This is a genomic window from Streptomyces sp. NPDC107581 (genome assembly GCF_055657175.1).
Genome location: NZ_JBVKBH010000006.1, coordinates 1 through 17,979, shown reverse-complemented (window position 1 = coordinate 17,979; position 17,979 = coordinate 1). Strand labels below are relative to the sequence as shown.

Annotated in this window: 17 protein-coding genes; 8 read left to right on the top strand and 9 right to left on the bottom strand. The window is 70.9% G+C overall.

Going from position 1 to position 17,979, the window contains the following annotated elements; translation table 11 throughout:
* Positions 1-309: 309 nt before the first annotated feature.
* Positions 310-2,184 carry a streptophobe family protein gene (locus ACZ7P3_RS16285; protein ID WP_472082048.1) on the bottom strand — a complete coding sequence of 625 codons (1,875 nt, stop codon included), beginning with the start codon at positions 2,182-2,184 and terminating at the stop codon, positions 310-312.
* Positions 2,185-2,425: 241 nt separating this feature from the next.
* On the opposite strand from ACZ7P3_RS16285, the gene ACZ7P3_RS16280 reads away from it, so the two are divergent.
* Positions 2,426-4,969, top strand: a complete 2,544-nt coding sequence (locus ACZ7P3_RS16280) for an ABC transporter ATP-binding protein/permease (RefSeq protein WP_472082046.1) — start codon at positions 2,426-2,428, stop codon at positions 4,967-4,969.
* A gap of 141 nt (positions 4,970-5,110) precedes the next feature.
* Here the strand turns inward: ACZ7P3_RS16280 and ACZ7P3_RS16275 are convergent, their stop codons facing one another.
* The 3 genes from ACZ7P3_RS16275 to ACZ7P3_RS16265 form a co-directional block, all read right to left on the bottom strand.
* Positions 5,111-5,857 (bottom strand): transglycosylase SLT domain-containing protein, encoded by a 747-nt coding sequence (locus ACZ7P3_RS16275; RefSeq protein WP_472082044.1) that lies wholly within the window; start codon positions 5,855-5,857, stop codon positions 5,111-5,113.
* 301 nt (positions 5,858-6,158) lie between these two features.
* Complete coding sequence (locus ACZ7P3_RS16270; protein ID WP_472082042.1) at positions 6,159-7,358, bottom strand: S-adenosylmethionine:tRNA ribosyltransferase-isomerase; 1,200 nt, start codon at positions 7,356-7,358, stop codon at positions 6,159-6,161.
* Positions 7,355-8,050, bottom strand: a complete 696-nt coding sequence (locus ACZ7P3_RS16265) for an SDR family NAD(P)-dependent oxidoreductase (protein WP_472082040.1) — start codon at positions 8,048-8,050, stop codon at positions 7,355-7,357. The genes ACZ7P3_RS16270 and ACZ7P3_RS16265 overlap by 4 nt, the downstream gene beginning before the upstream one ends.
* A gap of 228 nt (positions 8,051-8,278) precedes the next feature.
* On the opposite strand from ACZ7P3_RS16265, the gene ACZ7P3_RS16260 reads away from it, so the two are divergent.
* The 3 genes from ACZ7P3_RS16260 (at position 8,279) to ACZ7P3_RS16250 (ending at position 10,474) form a co-directional block, all read left to right on the top strand.
* The gene (locus tag ACZ7P3_RS16260; protein ID WP_472082038.1) at positions 8,279-9,424 is read left to right on the top strand and encodes a GAF domain-containing sensor histidine kinase; all 1,146 of its coding nucleotides are present in this window, start codon (positions 8,279-8,281) and stop codon (positions 9,422-9,424) included.
* Positions 9,417-10,058 (top strand): response regulator, encoded by a 642-nt coding sequence (locus ACZ7P3_RS16255; RefSeq protein WP_472082036.1) that lies wholly within the window; start codon positions 9,417-9,419, stop codon positions 10,056-10,058. The genes ACZ7P3_RS16260 and ACZ7P3_RS16255 overlap by 8 nt, the downstream gene beginning before the upstream one ends.
* Before the next feature lie 170 nt (positions 10,059-10,228).
* Positions 10,229-10,474, top strand: coding sequence for a chaplin (locus ACZ7P3_RS16250; protein ID WP_472082035.1), 246 nt, complete (start codon positions 10,229-10,231; stop codon positions 10,472-10,474).
* Between the two features lie 275 nt (positions 10,475-10,749).
* Here ACZ7P3_RS16250 and ACZ7P3_RS16245 read toward each other — a convergent pair whose 3' ends face one another.
* The gene (locus ACZ7P3_RS16245) at positions 10,750-11,538 is read right to left on the bottom strand and encodes a hypothetical protein (RefSeq protein WP_472082033.1); all 789 of its coding nucleotides are present in this window, start codon (positions 11,536-11,538) and stop codon (positions 10,750-10,752) included.
* Positions 11,539-11,688: 150 nt separating this feature from the next.
* Here ACZ7P3_RS16245 and ACZ7P3_RS16240 point away from each other — a divergent pair, with 150 nt between their 5' ends.
* The 3 genes from ACZ7P3_RS16240 (at position 11,689) to ACZ7P3_RS16230 (ending at position 14,087) form a co-directional block, all read left to right on the top strand.
* A complete protein-coding gene (locus ACZ7P3_RS16240) occupies positions 11,689-12,480 on the top strand; it encodes an ABC transporter ATP-binding protein (RefSeq protein WP_472082031.1) in 792 nt (263 codons plus the stop codon).
* A 61-nt stretch (positions 12,481-12,541) separates the two neighbouring features.
* The gene (locus ACZ7P3_RS16235; RefSeq protein ID WP_472082029.1) at positions 12,542-12,973 is read left to right on the top strand and encodes an NfeD family protein; all 432 of its coding nucleotides are present in this window, start codon (positions 12,542-12,544) and stop codon (positions 12,971-12,973) included.
* Positions 12,974-13,121: 148 nt separating this feature from the next.
* Entirely contained in the window at positions 13,122-14,087 is a 966-nt protein-coding gene (locus ACZ7P3_RS16230; RefSeq protein WP_472082027.1) for an SPFH domain-containing protein, read from the top strand.
* 101 nt (positions 14,088-14,188) lie between these two features.
* Here the strand turns inward: ACZ7P3_RS16230 and ACZ7P3_RS16225 are convergent, their stop codons facing one another.
* From ACZ7P3_RS16225 to ACZ7P3_RS16210, 4 genes are all read right to left on the bottom strand, one after another.
* Positions 14,189-14,560, bottom strand: coding sequence for a peptidoglycan-binding domain-containing protein (locus ACZ7P3_RS16225; RefSeq protein ID WP_472082025.1), 372 nt, complete (start codon positions 14,558-14,560; stop codon positions 14,189-14,191).
* A 272-nt stretch (positions 14,561-14,832) separates the two neighbouring features.
* The gene (locus tag ACZ7P3_RS16220) at positions 14,833-15,339 is read right to left on the bottom strand and encodes an HNH endonuclease (protein WP_472082023.1); all 507 of its coding nucleotides are present in this window, start codon (positions 15,337-15,339) and stop codon (positions 14,833-14,835) included.
* Positions 15,340-15,507: 168 nt separating this feature from the next.
* Complete coding sequence (locus ACZ7P3_RS16215; RefSeq protein WP_472082021.1) at positions 15,508-16,047, bottom strand: YbhB/YbcL family Raf kinase inhibitor-like protein; 540 nt, start codon at positions 16,045-16,047, stop codon at positions 15,508-15,510.
* 40 nt (positions 16,048-16,087) lie between these two features.
* On the bottom strand, positions 16,088-16,870 hold the full coding sequence (locus ACZ7P3_RS16210) for a sporulation protein (protein ID WP_362696945.1): 783 nt from the start codon (positions 16,868-16,870) through the stop codon (positions 16,088-16,090).
* 100 nt (positions 16,871-16,970) lie between these two features.
* Between ACZ7P3_RS16210 and ACZ7P3_RS16205 the strand changes: the two genes are divergently transcribed.
* Positions 16,971-17,621 carry a DNA-3-methyladenine glycosylase gene (locus ACZ7P3_RS16205; protein ID WP_472082019.1) on the top strand — a complete coding sequence of 217 codons (651 nt, stop codon included), beginning with the start codon at positions 16,971-16,973 and terminating at the stop codon, positions 17,619-17,621.
* Positions 17,622-17,979 lie beyond the last annotated feature (358 nt).

Sequence of the window (17,979 nt, the reverse complement as noted above, 5' to 3'; positions counted from 1 at the left end):
CGGCGGCGCTTGGGGTGCGTGGGCCAAGGTGGCGCCTACGACGAGTGGGCCAAGGTGGCGCGTACGAGGAGTGGGCCGCGATGGCGCTCACGAGGCGCGGGCCACGACGGCGCTCAGGACGTGTAGGCCACGACGGCGCTCAGGACGTGCAGGCCACGACGGCGCTCAGGACGTGTGGGCCACGACGGCGCTGAAGACGTGTGGGTCACGACGGCTCTCCCGACGCTCGGGTGGGTCACGCTCGCGCTGGTGATGCGCAGCCCCGGGGTGTGACCCGCGGGCCCCCTCCGCCGCACCCGTGTGGCGGGCTCACTTCCTGGGTGTCCCGGGCGGTCGCGGGGGCAGGGGCGGCGGCGGGGGCGGCGGCGGCCCGTCGGCCGGTCCGTCCTGCGAACGATCACGCGCGCGTCCGCCGCGGCGGCTCCGGCGCGGGGGCGGAGGTGCGTCGAAGGGCCTGGCGACGGTGGGGGCGCCGTACATGTCGTCCCCCGCCGAGGGCGGTTCGCCTCCGGCCGCGAGTGGTGCGCTGCCCGCCGAGGTCGGTTCGTCCCCGGTCGAGCGCGGTCGCGCGTCCCAGGCCGAGCGCGGTCGCGCGTCCTCGGGCCGCGCCCGCAGTTCCTCCGGCACCTGGAGATAGGGGTTCGTATCGGGGTTCGGCGGCCGGTACGGCCGGCCCGGCACGTACGGCCCGGCCGCGCTTCCGTATCCCGAGCGCCTGTCTCCGCCGTCACGCCCGCCCCCACCCGCGACCGCCCCACCCGCGACCGCCCCGCCGCCCACCGTGCCCCGGGCCGGCCACACCGCCCGTGCACCCGCGGCCCCCGTAGCCCGGGCGAGCAGCGCTCCCACCGTGCCGGCCCCCGCGCCCCACACCGCGCCCAGGAGCAGCGCCATGCCCAGATGCCCGTGCAGTTCGATGCCCGCGCCGAAGGCGTCGAAGCCCAGCACGGAGAGCGAGGCGTCCACCGAGACGTCCGCCAGCCAGGCGAGAAGAGGCAGGGCCAGCGCCGTCGCGATCCCGAGCCGCAGAGCGCAGCGCCCGGCGAAGCCCAGGGCACCGCCCGGCTCACCGGACGAGCCCCGCACCGGCGTCCGCACCGCCGTCAGCACGCCGGCCAGCAGCATCATCAGTGCCGCGGCCAGCGCGAGCAGCCACACCCGCCCGTCCAGACCGGCCAGCCGGCCCAGGGTGACGGGCTGGTCCGACTGCGCGCTCAGCAACTGGTCGAGCGGGTGGGGCAGCACTGTGCCCAGCGCGCCGGTGGCCCTGCCGTCCCAGGGGACGAACAGGCCGACGGGGACGCCGAGCCACACCCCGTTCGGGGCGCCGAGCAGCGCCGCGCCGGCGATCCGGCGCGGGTGGTCGTCGCCGATCGCCGCGTACGCCGCTGCCGCGAGCCCGGCGACGACGGTCAGCAGCAGTACGGTGACGAGCGCCGAGACGGCCGGCCGCACCACCCGGTGCACGACCTCCCAGCCGGCCGGCAGGGGAGTGCGGCGGGAGGCGAGCAGGGCGATCAGCAGGATGCCTGCGGACCAGCCGAGACCGCCGAGGAGGGTGGCTGCGGTGTCGACGGTGAAGCCGACGGCGGCCTTGGCGTGGATCAGGTCACCGATCCGGTCCGGCAGCAGCCCGCCGATGTCCCCCAGACCGGGGATGCCCAGGCCGCCCCCTTTGCCTCCCCCGCCGGGCAGTCTGTCCAGGCCGAGCGAACCGCCGTCGATCGTGATGACGTCGTGCCCGGCCCAGGCCAGCCCGCCGAGCATCGCCACGAAGAGCGCCACCACCGTGCCCGCGCGCGCGAGGAGTTCGGCGGGGGTGACGGCAACTCCGGCGGCGCGCAGCGACCGTAGGAAGAACCAGGAGAGCAGCAGGGCGCCCACCAGGCTGACGCCGAGTGGCGTGATCTCGACGGCCGTGTGGGCCTCTGCGCCTTTCAGTCCGAAGGCGGACACATCGCCCGCCGGTGAGACCGAACCACCCGCCCCGAGCGCCACAACCGCCGCCGTCATGGGGCCCAGCGAGCCCGCCGCGTCCGCCCGCAGCAGATGCAGGCCGAGCGCGGCCGTGCCCGCCATCCCTATCAACGCCCAGCTCACCGCGGCGATTGCGGAGAGCAGGATGTCCCCCCACGGCAGCGGCGTACCGCGCCGTGCGTTCTCGACACCCGTGGCAGCGCTCATGGCAGACCCCCCGATCCGCGGCGCGGCACCGCAGCCGCGCTTGTCCCCCTCGCGGGGGATTACCACTCTCCGGCCCGGTTTCAACCCCGTCAACGGGGCGAGTTGAAGCGCGCGCGGGCGCCCTTCACAAGGCCCGACTTTCGGTCACCGGGCCGAGCCTGAAATAGTTCCCCACGATGTTCGACATCCCTAGACTCCCTGTGATGGGGGTAACTCGGGGGACAACTCAGTGGGGCATGGAGTGCCGGAACTCGTACTGGAATCAAACGGACGGACCTGGACGCTCGATTCGTCCAGGACCTACACACTCGGACGCGATCCGCAGGGAGACGTCGTGTTCGACGACGCCAGGGTCTCCTGGCGACACGCCACGGTCAGTTTCGACGGGGCCAGTTGGGTCATCGAGGACCACGGCAGTACCAATGGCACCTTCGTGCAGGGTCAGCGGATCCAGCAGACGGAGATCGGCCCCGGCTCGGCGGTGCACCTCGGCAACGCGACCGACGGACCGCGCCTGAACCTGTCGGGCGCCGCGGCCGCGGTGGCGCAGCCGCAGCAGCAGCCGCAGGCGGCGCCGTACGCCGCTCAGGGTGCGGGCCCCGGCTGGGCGCAGCAGGTGCCGCAGCAGGCCGCACCGGCCGACTGGCAGCAGCCGCAGCAGCAGCCCGCGCCGTTCCCGCACCAGCAGAGCGGGCCGCCCGAGCAGTACGCGCAGAAGACGCCCGGTGGTGGCGCGGGGGCGCCGCCGGTCTACGGAGACCGCAGCCCCACGACGTTCCACCAGTTCGCGGTCGGCCGCGTGATGCGCATCGGCCGTGCCCTGGAGAACGAGCTGGTCGTCTCCGACCTGCAGGTCTCCCGGCACCACGCCGAGTTCCACTCCACGCCCGACGGCCGCTTCGAGATCCGTGACCTGGGCTCGCACAACGGCACGTACGTCAACGGCCAGCCGATCGCCAAGGGCGGCTCGGTGCTGCTCGGCCCGAGCGACATCGTGGGCGTCGGCCACTCCACCTTCCGTATCGTCGGCGACCGCCTCGAAGAGTTCGTCGACACCGGTGAGGTCTCCTTCTCGGCGCGTCATCTGACCGTCACCGTCGACGGCGGCAAGCAGATCCTGAAGGACGTCTCCTTCGGTGTCCCGGAGAAGTCGCTGATCGCCGTCATCGGCCCGTCCGGCTCGGGCAAGTCGACCCTGCTGAAGGCGCTCACCGGCTACCGGCCCGCCAACCAGGGCGAGGTCCTGTACGACAACCGGAACCTCTACAAGCAGTTCGCCGAGCTGCGTCAGCGCATCGGTCTGGTCCCGCAGGACGACATCCTGCACAAGGAGCTGACCGTCAAGAAGGCCCTGAAGTACGCGGCCAAGCTGCGCTTCCCGGCCGACACCACCGCGCAGGAGCGCAACGCCCGCATCGACGAGGTGCTGCGCGAGCTGAAGCTGGACATCCACAAGGACAAGAAGGTCACCTCCCTGTCCGGCGGCCAGCGCAAGCGGGTCTCGGTGGCGCTGGAGCTGCTCACCAAGCCGTCGCTGATCTTCCTGGACGAGCCGACCTCGGGCCTCGACCCGGGCATGGACCGTGACGTCATGCAGCTGCTGCGGGGCCTGGCCGACGACGGCCGTACGGTCCTCGTGGTCACCCACTCCGTGGCCGAGCTGGCGATCTGCGACAAGCTCCTGGTGATGGCGCCCGGCGGTTCGGTGGCCTACTTCGGCCCGCCGGAGGAAGCGCTGAACTTCTTCGGCTACGACACCTGGGCCGATGTCTTCTCCGCCTTCGAGAACTACCGCGACTACGACTGGGCGGGCCGCTGGAAGGGCTCGCAGCACTACCAGATGTACGCCGCGGACATCGACGCGGTCGCACCGCAGTCCGTACACATGCCTCCGCCGCAGGCGATGAAGCCGCCCAAGCCGCAGGGCTGGGGCTCGCAGCTGATGACCCTGATCCGGCGTTATGCGGCGGTCATCGCCTCCGACAAGGGATTCCTTGCGCTCACGGTGATCCTTCCCGCGGTGCTCGGCGCGGTCAGCCTCCTGATCGACCACAACCGGGGCCTGCTGGTCAACGCGGCGGTCAACCCGCGCACCGGCCAGCACATCCCGAACGGGACGGCCACCACCGTGCTGCTGATCCTCGCGGTCGGCGCGTGCTTCGCGGGTGCCGCGAACTCCGTACGTGAGCTGATCAAGGAACGGGTCATCTACGAACGGGAGCGCGCGACCGGCCTGTCCCGGTCGGCCTATCTGATGTCGAAGGTGGTCGTCCTGGGCGCGGTCACCGTGCTCCAGGGCCTGATGGTCGGCGTGATCGGCTTCTCCAGCCGCGAGATCCCCGACCAGGGGCTCGTCCTCGGCAATTCGACGCTGGTCGAGCTGTGCCTGCCGATCATGGCGCTCGGCTTCACCTCGATGATGTTCGGACTGGTCATCTCCTCGCTGGTGAAGACCGCCGAGAAGACCATGCCGCTGCTGGTGATGTTCGCGATCATCCAGGTCGTGTTCACCGGCTGCCTCTTCACCCTGCACGGCACCCTCGGTGTGAACGAGTTCTCGTACCTGATGCCGTCGCGCTGGGCGGTGGCGGCCGCGGGCGCCACGCTGGACTTCAACAACATCGCGCCGAACACCGACGACCCGGGCAGCACGGACCCGCTGTGGAACCACACGGCCTCGGCCTGGGGCCTGGACATGGTCGCGCTGATCGTCCTCGGTGTGATCTGCGGGTTCTTCGTCGCGCGCTTCCTGCGCCGGCACGAGCCGGAGGTCATGCGGAAGTAGCCGCGGCCCGTACGGCGCGGGGAACGCGGCCCGTACGGCGCGGGGAAGGCGTGGCAGCGACCGCAGCTCGCACGACGTGAAGGGCGGCACCCCCCGAGGGGTGCCGCCCTTCCGCGTGTTTCAGAGGTCCCGCGCCAGGCCTCAGTACGCGCTGTTCACGTTGTCGATCGAGCCGTACTTGTCGGCCGCGTAGTTGGCGGCGGCGGTGATGTTGGCGACCGGGTCGTAGATGTTCCAGGACGTGCCGTTGACGTGGTACGCGTTGAAGGTCGGCGGGATGACCTGCAGCAGACCCTTCGACGGGATGCCGTTGATCGCGTTGATGTCCCAGTTGTTGATGGCCATGGGGTTGCCGGACGACTCCCGCATGATGTTCTTGTGCAGGCCGTTGTAGCTGCCCGGGATGCCCTTGGTCTTCATGATGTCCAGGGCCTGGCGGATCCAGCCGTCGAGGTTGTTCGAGTAGGACTTCGCGGCGACCAGCTGCATCTGGGGACGCTGGGCGGAACGGTTCGCGGCTTCCTGGGCGGTGCGCTCCTGGACGGCCTTCTTGGCGGCGTCGGCGGCGGCCTTCTGCTTGGCCTGGGCCTCGGCCTGCTTCTTGGCGGCGTCGGTGGCGGCCTTCTGCTTGGCGGCGAAGGCGTCGAGCTTGACCGTCTGGCCCGCGAGCTGGTTGGTGAGCGTGCCCTGGACGTCCTTGACCGGCTGGGCGGCGAACTGCACCTGGGCCGTCGTGGCCGGGGCGCCGGTGGTGACGGTGCCGGCGTTGCCGGGGACGGCCGAGAAGGCGAGGGCGGCGGCACCGAGCGTGGTGACACCGGCGATCGCGATCTTGTGCTGCTTGGTCAGGTTACGACTATGACCACGGGTGAGGAAGTTCTTGGGCATGGCTCACGGACCTCTTCGTATAGCGCGGAGATCGCTCCTGCGTCCGCCGGGGGAATCGGTTCCTCCCGCACGGACTCCGAGGGGGGAACCCCTGCGGTGCCGAGCGACGAGAGCAATTCTTAGCGGCCGCAAAATGCCCTGGCAAAGGTGTGACGTACGATGCCCGGTAGTGGATCAGGGAAGGGCAAAACGGGACAGACTATGCCGTCTGTCCCGTTCATATGGGGGCGCTTTATCTCCTATGTCCGTTCGTACGTGATGCGCGCCCTATGTGCGGGCTCACATCGGGGACGCAACGGTCTCACCGGGAGTTGCCGTCGCAACGCTCTGTGTGAGGGCTCTCCTCCGGCAGGATGAGATGGACGTCCCCGAACTCGTGCCACAGATAGAGCCCGCTCAGCGCCTCCTCGTACGCCCGGTCGACCGCGGCCCGCCCCGCCACCGCCTCCAGCATCAGCAGATGCGAGGCCTCCGGCTCGTGCAGCCCGGTCAGCAGCCCGTCGACCGCACGCACCCCGCGCGCGGGGGTGACCACCAGATCGGTCCACCCGTCGGCCGCGCGCACCACGCCGTCCGCCCCGGTCGCGGACTCCACGGCCCGCACGGCCGTCGTCCCCACCGCGATCACCCGCCCGTCGCCCGCCCGCACGGCGTTGATCGACCGCGCCGACGCCTCCGGCACCGAGAACCGCTCCGGATACGGCGGCTCGTGCGCCTCCGCCGACGCGACCCCCGTGTGCAGCGTGACCGGCGCGAACCGTATGCCTCGGCTCACCAGCTCCGCCACCAGCCGGGCGGTGAAGGGCCGCGCCGCACTCGGCATCTCCGCGCTGCCCGACCCGTCCGGCGTGGGCAGCGCGAACACCGTCTGGTACACCGACAGCGGCTGGTCCCGCTCCGTATAGGAGTAGCGAATGGGCCGCCCGTGCTCCCGCAGCACCCGGAGGACCTCCGCCCCGGACACCCGCGCCCACCACAGCCGCTCACCGCGCCCGCTCAGCGGCTCCTCCAGAACCAGCCGCGCCCCGCCCGGCACCCTCACCTCTGTCCCCGCGGGTCCGCCCGTCCGCGCGCGCGTAGTACCCCGCCCGTCCGGCTCCCGCAGCTCGACCGCCCACCGCCCGTCGTCCCCGCGCGTGGAGAAGTGCACCACCACGCGCGCGTACCCGATCCGGCCGTCCACCGCGGCGGCCAGCGTGGGCGAGGTGTTCACCACCAGCAGGTCCCCGGGCCGCAGCAGCCGCGCCAGCTCGGCGAACCCGTGATGCGTCACCTCGGTACCGCGCGACACCAGCAGCCGTACGGCATCCCGGCCGAGCCCCGGCCCGCGCTGTTCGGCGGGCACCCGCGCCGACCGTTCCCACGGCACCTCCACCGCGACGGCCGAAGGGACGCGGGGCAGTGGCGAGGCCGGGCCGGCGGCGGCCCGCAGGGGCGAGCGCGACCGGCCCCCGCGCACCGGGTCCGGCGCACCGGAGGCGAACGGCTCGACCACGCTCATCGCCCCTCCACCAGGGCCGGCGCCGCATACCGGCCGCCCGCCGGCCGCTCGTCCAGCAGCCGCAGGAAGGCCGGCACGACGGTGGCCGGCGCAGGACGCGGGTCGTCGTCGTCCGGTACGGCCGCCGCGTACAGGTCCGTCGCCATGTCCCCGGGGTCCACCGCCCACACCCGCAGCCCCGGCTCCTCCGCGCCGAGCACCGCGGCCAGCTGGTCCAGGGCCGCCTTCGAGGCGCCGTAGCCGCCCCACGTCCCGTACGCCTCCGCCGCGGCGTCCGAGCTGACCGTGATCACCGCGCCAGCCGCCGATTCCCGCAGCAGCGGCAGCGCCTCCTGGACCAGGCCCAGCGCGGCCACCGCGTTCACCTCCAGCGCCCGGCGCAGCCCCTCCAGGGGCAGCTCCGCAAGGCGCACCAGCGGCTCGGCGCCCAGCGCGCTCGCATTGCTCACCAGCAGATCGCAACCGCCCAGCGTCCGCGCGGCGGCCACCAGCCCGGCCCGGTGCCCGGCGTCCGTGACATCCCCGGGCAGCGCCGCCACGCGCGTGCCGTGCCCCGAGACCGCGGCGGCGGCCTCCTTCAGCGGCCCCGCGCCCCGCGCGTCGAGCACCAGATCCCAGCCGCGCGCGGCCAGCGCCTCGGCGAGGGCCCGCCCCAGGCCCTTGGACGCTCCCGTGATGATCGCTACCGGCATGACAACCGTCCCCTCGTCGGGTACCGCCCCGGCCGGGCGGTGCCCACACCGTAGGAACGGCACCCCCTCGGCCACCTCGGGCGCCGGCCGCAGAACGGCGGGGCCCTTCGACGTACACCGCACGTCGGGGGCTCGCGGACCTACTCCGTCCGGCCTAGGCCCAGCGGCCCAGGCCGGGCGGTCACAGGTCCGATCCGTGCTGTCACACCCCGCCGGTACCGTGAGGACATGAGTCACGCCCCCCGGTCCGGCCTCGCCGCGGTGAGTTCCGCGCTGCTGGCCATGAGCAGGCACCTCGAGGTGCGCGACGTCCTCAAGACGATCGTCGCCTCCGCCCGCGAACTGCTCGACGCGCAGTACGCGGCCCTGGGCGTCCCTGACGACCACGGCGGCTTCGCCCAGTTCGTCGTCGACGGCGTCAGCGACGCCCAGTGGAAGGCCATCGGGCCGCTGCCCCGCCAGCACGGCATCCTCGCCGCGATGCTGCACGAAGCCCGGCCCGAGCGCCTCGCCGACGTGCGCAAGGACCCGCGCTTCGAGGGCTGGCCGTCCGCCCACCCGGACATGTCCGACTTCCTGGGACTGCCGATCAAGGACGGCGAGGACGTCATCGGGGCGCTGTTCCTCGCGAACAAGTGCTGCCCCAAGCCGGAGGGCGGCTGCGGCTTCACCGAGGAGGACGAGGAACTGCTCTCCATCCTCGCCCAGCACGCCGCCATCGCCCTCACCAACGCCCGCCTCTACGAGCGCAGCCGCGAGCTGACCATCGCCGAGGAACGCTCCCGCCTCGCCCACGAACTGCACGACGCGGTCAGTCAGAAGCTCTTCTCCCTGCGCCTGACCGCCCAGGCCGCCGCCGCGCTGATCGACCGCGACCCGGCGCGGGCCAGGGGCGAGCTGCACCAGGTTGCCGCGCTCGCCGCCGAGGCGACCGACGAACTGCGCGCGGCCGTCGTGGAGTTGCGCCCCGCCGCCCTGGACGAGGACGGCCTGATCGCCACCCTGCGCACCCAGATCCAGGTCCTCGACCGCGCCCACACCGCGCGCGTCAGCTTCGCCGCCGCCGGCAGCCGCGCCCTGCCCTCCGCTCAGGAGGAGGCCGTGCTGCGCGTCGCCCAGGAAGCCCTGCACAACGCCCTGCGCCACTCCGGCGCCGAGCACGTCCACGTCAGCATGGAGCGGCGCGGCTCCGGAGCCGTGCTGCGGGTCACCGACGACGGCGGCGGCTTCGACCCGACAGCGGTCCGCCGTGCGGGACGCCACCTGGGCCTGGTCTCGATGCGGGACCGGGCGAGCGGGGTCGGCGGCACGCTGACCGTGGAATCGGCGCCCGGCAAGGGCACCACGATCGAGATGGAGGTCCCCGGTGGCTGACGCAATCAAGGTGCTGCTCGTCGACGACCACCAGGTCGTCCGCCGGGGTCTGCGCACCTTCCTGGAGGTGCAGGACGACATCGAGGTCGTCGGCGAGGCCGCCGACGGCGCCGAGGGAGTCGCCCGCGCCGAGGAACTGCGGCCCGACGTCGTCCTCATGGACGTCAAGATGCCGGGCATGGACGGCATCGACGCCCTGCGCAAGCTCCGCGAACTCGACCACCCCGCGCGCGTGCTGATCGTCACCAGCTTCACCGAGCAGCGCACCGTCGTCCCGGCACTGCGCGCGGGCGCCGCCGGGTACGTCTACAAGGACGTGGACCCCGACGCGCTCGCCGGTGCGATCCGCTCCGTGCACGCCGGGCACATCCTGCTCCAGCCGGAGGTGGCCGGCGCCCTGCTCTCCCAGGAGGAGGCCAACTCCGGACAGGGCAGGGGAGGTTCGCTGACCGAACGGGAGCGCGAGGTGCTCGGTCTGATCGCCGACGGCCGCTCCAACCGAGAGATCGCCCGTGCCCTCGTCCTGTCCGAGAAGACCGTCAAGACGCACGTCTCCAACATCCTCATGAAACTTGACCTCGCCGACCGAACCCAGGCCGCCCTGTGGGCCGTACGCCATGGCGTGACGGGCTGAAACGCCCTCCCCAGCACCTCACGCACGGCAACTCGAAAGGTTCCGCTCCGGGCTGAGATTCATACCGTCGTGGGAATGTCACCCGCATGGCGCATCCTCCGGCGATCTCCGCCGTTTTCCAGTGCGTGCTGCGGCGGACCGCCGCAGTGATCGCAAGGAGGACTTGGACAGTGAAGAACCTGAAGAAGGCCGCGGCCGTGACGATGGTGGCCGGTGGCCTGCTGGCCGCCGGTGCGGGGATGGCCTCGGCCACGGACGGCGCCTGCGCCCACGGTGAGGCCAAGGGCTCTCCGGGTGTCGTCTCGGGCAACGTCATTCAGGCCCCGGTGCACGTCCCGGTGAACGTGGTCGGCAACAGCGTGAACGTGGTCGGCGTGCTGAACCCGGCCTTCGGCAACCTCGGCCTGAACCACTGAGCCAAGGCTGACGACGACCTCAGGTCTCCCGGATCCACCGGGAGGCCTGTCAGGTTGTCGTACGACCGGCTCGGCCTGTCGTACGACCCGCCTGGACGAAGGTGGCCGCCGGCCACCGCATTTCAGCGCACTCCGCACGCCAGCCGCATTGCAGTGCATCCGTGCACTCGCCGGATTCACCCTACTCCGTGCACTCGCCGAGTTCGCCGCACTCGGCACGCTTACCACATTCAGTGCACTCAGCGGATACACGGCATACACGGCATACGCTGCATTCAGCGCACTCCGCGTTCCCGCTCCTCCACGATGGCGTTGTACGCCGCCACCTGCGCCCGCCGCGCCGTCCGCTCGACCGGCCGCAGCGCCTCGGACCGTGCCGCCATCTCGGCGGAGCTGACCGCCGCCCCGTGCCCCCTGCCGTGCGCCAGCGACACCAGCAGGCCGACCCGCTGGGCCAGCTCCAGCACCCGCACCGCACGCGACGGGTACCCCGGCGCCAGAACCTCGCGCCCCCGCTCGGCCCGCGCCCGGTACGCGTCGATCGCCGCCTCCGCCACCGGACCCGACCCGGCGACATCCAGCCGCGACAGCACCTCGGTCGCCTCCCGCAGGGCCTCCGCCAGCTCCCGCTCCGCCTCGCCCAGCGAGGGCACATCGGCGGGCGGCGCCTCCCGCACCGGCAGTACGTACCAGACCACCTCGACGTGCACGTCCCCCTCGGGCCCGGCCTCGTAGACCTCCGGCACCAGCCCGAAGGCGGCACCGAAGCAGACCACCGCCTCCTCCGCCTCCAGCGCCCGCGCATTGAACTCCGCCGGCCCGCTCAGCCCCAGCGGATGCCCGGGCGCGGGCAGCGCCACCCGCAGGCCGGTCACCCCCAGCGTCCGCAGTCGCCCCAGCGCGAGCGTGAGCCCGACCGGCGCTGATTCACCCGGCAGCCCCTCCACCCGGTGCACCGCGTCCTCACCCACGATGGCGAGCGCGGCGTCATCCGGAGAGGCAAGTCCGGCCAAAAGGGCATTTCCCCAAGCGGCAAGGCGTCCTGAACGCGGTTCCGAGAGCATGCCCCCACCCTAAGGACCGGACCGATGGAATGGAGCGCCGCACTCGTGGCGTAGATTTCATATGGGCTGCGCCCACCGGCGCGGCGGACCGAGCCACAGGCGTACGCAACAGCCGAGACCGGCCACACTGCAAGGGGAGACAACGCGCTCATGAGCGATGTTCTGGAGCTTGAGGACGTATCCGTGGTCCGCGAGGGCCGGGCTCTGGTGGACCAGGTCTCCTGGTCGGTGAAGGAGGGCGAGCGCTGGGTCATCCTCGGACCCAACGGCGCCGGCAAGACCACCCTCCTGAACATCGCCTCCAGCTACCTCTTCCCCAGCAAGGGCACCGCCACCATCCTCGGCGACACCCTCGGCAAGGTCGACGTCTTCGATCTGCGCCCGCGCATCGGCATGGCCGGCATCGCCATGACCGAGAAGCTCCCCAAGAGCCAGACCGTCCTGCAGACCGTCCTCACCGCCGCCTACGGCATGACCGCCGGCTGGCACGAGGAGTACGACGAGATCGACGAGCAGCGCGCCCGCGCCTTCCTCGACCGCCTCGGCATGAGCGACTACCTGGACCGCCGCTTCGGCACCCTCTCCGAGGGCGAGCGCAAGCGCACCCTGATCGCCCGCGCCCTGATGACCGACCCCGAGCTGCTCCTGCTCGACGAGCCCGCCGCGGGACTCGACCTCGGTGGCCGCGAGGACCTGGTGCGCCGCCTCGGCCGCCTCGCCAGCGACCCCATCGCCCCCTCGATGATCATGGTCACCCACCATGTCGAGGAGATCGCGCCCGGCTTCACCCACGTCCTCATGATCCGTCAGGGCAAGGTCCTCGCCGCGGGCCCGATCGAACTGGAACTCAGCTCCCGCAACCTCTCCCGCTGCTTCGGCCTCCCGCTCGTCGTCGAGCAGGTCGGCGACCGCTGGACCGCGCACGGCCTGCCGCTGTCCTGACCGCGACCCACTCCCGTTCGCGCCCTGTCCGACGCCCGACTCGCGGCCCTACCATGACCATGTGAACGACATCGACGCATGGGTGTGGTGGCTCGTCGGCGCGGCGGCGCTCGGAATCCCGCTCGTGGTCACCGCGATGCCGGAGTTCGGCATGCTCGCGGTGGGAGCGGTCGCGGCCGCGGTCGTCGCCGCTCTCGGCCTCGACGTCGTGGTCCAGGTGCTCGTCTTCCTCGCTGTGTCGGTCGCCCTCATCGCCGTCGTCCGGCCCATCGCGGCCCGGCACAGCAGACAGCGGCCCCGACTCGCCACGGGCATCGACGCGTTGAAGGGCAAGCAGGCGGTCGTCCTGGAGCGCGTGGACGGCTCCGGCGGCCGGATCAAGCTCGCCGGAGAAGTCTGGTCGGCCCGCTCCCTCGACACCGGCCGCGCCTACGACGTGGGCCAGGAGGTGGACGTCGTGGAGATCGAGGGAGCCACCGCGATCGTCATCTGAACCGGCCGACCTCGATCTGACCTCGCAGGACTCAACTGAACGGAACAACCCACGAGTTCCGCGGCGGTCTGTCAGACTCGTCCAGCAAGATCTTCAACAACCACAAGATCTGCCGAAGGCCGAAGCGGAGAGGGGTACGGGGAAAACGATGGAACCGGTCATCATCGTCCTGATCATTCTGGTGGTGTTGGTCTTCATCGCCCTGATCAAGACCATCCAGGTCATCCCACAGGCCAGCGCCGCCATCGTCGAGCGCTTCGGCCGCTACACGCGGACACTGAACGCGGGCCTGAACATCGTGGTCCCCTTCATCGACACCATCCGCAACCGCATCGACCTGCGCGAACAGGTCGTCCCCTTCCCGCCCCAGCCGGTGATCACCCAGGACAACCTGGTCGTGAACATCGACACGGTCATCTACTACCAGGTGACCGACGCCCGTGCCGCCACCTACGAGGTCGCCAGCTACATCCAGGCCATCGAGCAGCTCACCGTCACCACACTGCGCAACATCATCGGCGGCATGGACCTCGAACGCACCCTGACCTCCCGCGAGGAGATCAACGCGGCCCTGCGCGGCGTCCTCGACGAGGCCACCGGCAAGTGGGGCATCCGCGTCAACCGTGTCGAGCTGAAGGCCATCGAACCGCCCACCTCCATCCAGGACTCGATGGAGAAGCAGATGCGCGCCGACCGTGACAAGCGCGCCGCGATCCTGACCGCGGAAGGTACGCGCCAGGCCGCCATCCTCACCGCCGAGGGTGAGAAGCAGTCACAGATCCTGCGCGCCGAGGGTGAGGCCAAGGCCGCCGCTCTGCGTGCCGAGGGTGAGGCCCAGGCCGTCCGAACGGTCTTCGAGGCGATCCACGCCGGCGACCCGGACCAGAAGCTCCTCTCCTACCAGTACCTCCAGATGCTCCCGAAGATCGCCGAGGGTGACGCCAACAAGCTCTGGATCGTCCCCAGCGAGATCGGCGACGCCCTCAAGGGGCTGTCCGGCGCGATGGGCAACTTCGGCCCGCTGGGCGGAGGGGGCCAGGGTGGCGGTGCCTCCGTCCCGTCCCAGAACAACGGCCCGGGCGCCGAGCGCCGGGAGAAGCCGCAGATCGACTGAACAGCGCACACACGACAAGGGCCCGCCTTCCCGGGGAAGGCGGGCCCTCGCTCACCCCGCGGTCCGCCCCGCGTGGTCCGGCGGGCTTCAGGGGCGGGCGGTCAGCTCGAGGTGGGCAGGTACGTGTAGCAGTAGGAGTTGCCGCCGATGGACTTCAGCAGCGCGGTACCGGTCTTCTTGCCCACGATGCCGTCGGCGTTGCTGCCCGTCAGCCCGTGGTGCTCCTGGAAGTACTTCACCCACGCCTTGGTGTAGCTGCCGTACTGCGAGTCCTCCTGCAGGGCCCCGGGGTAGTTGAGGTTGATGATGCGCTGGACGCACCACACACCGTGACCCGAGGAACCGTTGTTGAGCGTCGGCGCATGGGTGTTGGCCTGGGCCGCTCCGGCGGTCATCCCGGAGAACCCGAGCGTCGCCGCCACGACGGCGGTGGCCGACAGTGTGGCCCGCGTGCGCAGGCTGAGCTTGCTCATGACGTCATCGTCCCTTCCGCACGCCGCGGGTCGGGGTCCCCCCGTTTGGGCCCCCTCGATCGACCCGCGGCCCACGCGGGGCCGTTCGCCCGGCCCCGCCGTGGTGTGCTGATGCAAGAAGGTACGGACGCTGCCACCCGGCCGTCGTCCCGCACCCGGTTGACCTCGGCGGGCAACGGACGGCGTACGCCACCGGTTCCTGCAACTTCCGCGGTACACCCGGAGTTGACCGTCCACGCCGCCGTGCCGCCGCGGGCCGTGGACCCCGTCGTCTACGCCGCCGACTGCGACAGCCACTCCGGAAGCGTGTCGAAGTCGTCCTCCCGCAGCGCCAGCAGCATGGCGTCCGCCGGAGTCGGCTCGAACGGCTCCCGCAACAGCGCCATCCCCGCCTCCTCCGGAGTCCGGTCGGCCTTGCGGTGGTTGTCCTCCGCACACGCGGCCACCGTGTTCAGCCACGTGTCCCGGCCGCCGTGCGACCGCGGCAGCACATGGTCCACGGTCGTCGCCCTGCGCCCGCAGTAGGCGCACCGGTGCCGGTCCCGGACCAGCACCCCCCGCCTCGACCATGGCGCTTGTCTTCGGAACGGCACCCGTACGTATCTGCACAGTCTGATCACCCGGGGCGCGGGAATGTCCACATCGGCACCGCGCATCCGCAGCTCGGGATGGGCCTGCTCGACCACGGCCTTGTCCTGGAGGACCAGAACGACAGCTCGGTTCAGAGTCACCGTCGACAGCGGTTCGAAGCTCGCGTTCAGGACCAACGTGTCACGCATCCAGCCCACCTCCCGTGTGCACCGCCCACCCCCCGGCGGGCTTGGATCAACTCTGGACGGGCGCGCCGAGATGGACAACGCAATAAAAAATGCCCGCCTCCGGTCACTTCCAAGACCGGAGACGAGCAAACGTTCCATGAACGCTCGGCTGAATCGTTGCGATGCGCGTCAGCCCTGAGCGGGGTTCTCGTACTCGCCGATGAGCTGGGCACGCCCGAGCGCGTGGAACCGCAGATTGAAGCCGACGACGGCCGCCGAGGCGTCCGCGTCCGGGCCGAGCTTCTCCTGGTCCACCGCGTACACCGTGAAGACGTACCGGTGCGAGCCGTCGCCGGGCGGCGGAGCGGCACCGCCGAAGTCCCTCGTCCCGTAGTCGTTGCGCGCCTGTACGGCACCCTCGGGCAGACCCTCGAACTTCCCGCTGCCCGCTCCCGCCGGCAACTCCGTCACGGAGGCCGGAATGTCGAACAGCACCCAGTGCCAGAACCCGCTGCCGGTCGGAGCATCGGGGTCGTAGCAGGTCACGGCGAAGCTCTTGGTCTCCGCGGGGAAGCCCTCCCAGCGCAGTTGCGGCGAGGTGTTCCCGTCCGCGTAGACCTGGGCGCTCCCCAGCGTCGCCCCTTCCTCGATGTCCTCACTCGTCACCGTGAACGACGGCACGGGCGGATGGAAGTCGTGGGGGAGCGGCCGCCGCTTGAGCTCGGTCACCTCGGTACCTCCTGATCGTTTTCGTTCAGTAGGTCAGAGCCTAGAACCAGTTGCGCTTGCTGCCGACCTCGGACAGCCACTGGTTGAGGTATGCCGCCCAGTCGGTCCCGTGGAAGTCGTGCAGACCCACCTGGAAGGAGCGGTAGGTGTCCGAGCCCTCGCTGAACAGACCCGGCTTCTTGTCCATTTCCAGGATGACGTCCATGGCGTGCTCGTCGGCCACAAAGCTCAGCTCGACCTGGTTCAGCCCCCGGTACTGCGCCGGCGGGTGGAACTCGATCTCCTGGTAGAAGGGCAGCCGCTGCCGCGTGCCGCGGATGTGGCCGCGCTCCATGTCCGCGTTCTTGAAGCGGAAGCCCAGCTGGATGAAGGCGTCCAGGATCGCCTTCTGCGCCGGCAGCGGGTGCACGTTGATCGGGTCGAGGTCGCCGGAGTCCACCGCGCGGGCGATCGCCAGCTCGGTGGTCACACCGATGTTCATCCCGCGCAGCGCCTGACCGTCGATCATGGTGACCGGCGTCTCCCAGGGGATCTCCAGGCCGAACGGCACCGCGTGCACGGCGCCCGCCTGCAGCTCGAAGGCACCGCCGAGCCGCACCTTCGTGAACTCGATGTCCTGCTTGTACTCCTGGTCGCCGCTCTCGACCTCGACCCTGGCCTGCAGGCCCACGGACAGGCCCTCGATCTCCTGGTTCACGGACCCGCCCTGGATCCGCACCTCACCCTGGACGACGCCACCCGGCACCACGTTGACCTCGGTCAGCACCGTCTCGACGGAGGCCCCACCGGCCCCGAGGCTCGCGAGCAGCTTCTTGAACGCCATGACTCTCCCTTTACGAATGGACCCTCGCCCCGTACAAACGCGATCCGTGCACGACCGGTTCCGCAGGCGCGCCGACACGTCTGGACTACCCTCGGACGGCATGATCGCGCCCCCGGACCGTACGCCACTGCCCCGAGAGTTCTTCGACCGGCCCGTACTCGAGGTCGCCCCCGATCTCCTCGGCCGCATCCTGGTCCGCACGACCCCCGACGGTCCGATCGCCGTCCGCCTGACAGAAGTAGAGGCATACGACGGACCGAACGACCCCGGGTCGCACGCGTACCGCGGTCGCACCCCCCGCAACGAAGTGATGTTCGGTCCCCCCGGACACGTATACGTCTACTTCACCTACGGCATGTGGCACTGCATGAACCTCGTCTGTGGACCCGAGGGCCGGGCGAGCGCCGTCCTGCTCCGCGCCGGCGAGGTCGTCGAGGGCGTCGAGCCGGCCCGCAAACGTCGACTTTCGGCCCGGAGCGACAAGGAACTGGCCAAAGGGCCGGCGCGCCTGGCCACGGCCCTGGAGGTCGACCGGGCTCTGGACGGTACGGACGCCTGCGCCCCGGGAGACACCCCCTTGCGCATGCTGAAGGGCACCCCTGTCCCTTCCGACCAGGTACGCAGCGGCCCGCGCACCGGAGTGGCCGGCGAGGGCGGGAACGGCGAGGTCCATCCATGGCGCTTCTGGGTGGCCAACGACCCGACAGTGAGCCCCTATCGGGCCCACGCGCCGAGGCGCCGCCGAAGTTGACGCGGCCCTGGAAGGTGCGTAATGTATCCCGAGCCGCTGAACCGGGTACGGCAATCGCCTGCAGCCGGAGCGGCCATCCACTACCCAGCTACAAGCCCTCGACGGGGTCAATTTTGGTGCGCCCGCGTGCCCGAATTCGCATCCGTGAGACTCGATTATGAGTCGCCGAGGCAATGGGCTAGCGTAGTGAATGTCGAAAGGCCGACGGGCGAAAGCCCAAGGCCCAAGACAATCCCGCCGACCGGGAATCGGACGCCGAAAGCATCTGATAGAGTCGGAACCGCCGGAAAGGGAAACGCGAGAGCGAGAACCTGGAAAGCACCGAGGAAATCGGATCGAGAAAAGATCTGATAGAGTC

Excerpts from the sequence above, each read along its gene's own strand:
- ACZ7P3_RS16275 (WP_472082044.1), bottom strand. The coding sequence starts at position 5,857 with ATGCCCAAGAACTTCCTCACCCGTGGTCATAGTCGTAACCTGACCAAG.
- ACZ7P3_RS16220 (WP_472082023.1), bottom strand. The coding sequence starts at position 15,339 with ATGCGTGACACGTTGGTCCTGAACGCGAGCTTCGAACCGCTGTCGACG.
- ACZ7P3_RS16240 (WP_472082031.1), top strand. The coding sequence starts at position 11,689 with ATGAGCGATGTTCTGGAGCTTGAGGACGTATCCGTGGTCCGCGAGGGC.
- ACZ7P3_RS16210 (WP_362696945.1), bottom strand. The coding sequence starts at position 16,870 with ATGGCGTTCAAGAAGCTGCTCGCGAGCCTCGGGGCCGGTGGGGCCTCC.
- ACZ7P3_RS16260 (WP_472082038.1), top strand. The coding sequence starts at position 8,279 with ATGAGTCACGCCCCCCGGTCCGGCCTCGCCGCGGTGAGTTCCGCGCTG.
- ACZ7P3_RS16205 (WP_472082019.1), top strand. The coding sequence starts at position 16,971 with ATGATCGCGCCCCCGGACCGTACGCCACTGCCCCGAGAGTTCTTCGAC.
- ACZ7P3_RS16270 (WP_472082042.1), bottom strand. The coding sequence starts at position 7,358 with ATGAGCGTGGTCGAGCCGTTCGCCTCCGGTGCGCCGGACCCGGTGCGC.
- ACZ7P3_RS16225 (WP_472082025.1), bottom strand. The coding sequence starts at position 14,560 with ATGAGCAAGCTCAGCCTGCGCACGCGGGCCACACTGTCGGCCACCGCC.
- ACZ7P3_RS16245 (WP_472082033.1), bottom strand. The coding sequence starts at position 11,538 with ATGCTCTCGGAACCGCGTTCAGGACGCCTTGCCGCTTGGGGAAATGCC.
- ACZ7P3_RS16265 (WP_472082040.1), bottom strand. The coding sequence starts at position 8,050 with ATGCCGGTAGCGATCATCACGGGAGCGTCCAAGGGCCTGGGGCGGGCC.
- ACZ7P3_RS16230 (WP_472082027.1), top strand. The coding sequence starts at position 13,122 with ATGGAACCGGTCATCATCGTCCTGATCATTCTGGTGGTGTTGGTCTTC.
- ACZ7P3_RS16285 (WP_472082048.1), bottom strand. The coding sequence starts at position 2,184 with ATGAGCGCTGCCACGGGTGTCGAGAACGCACGGCGCGGTACGCCGCTG.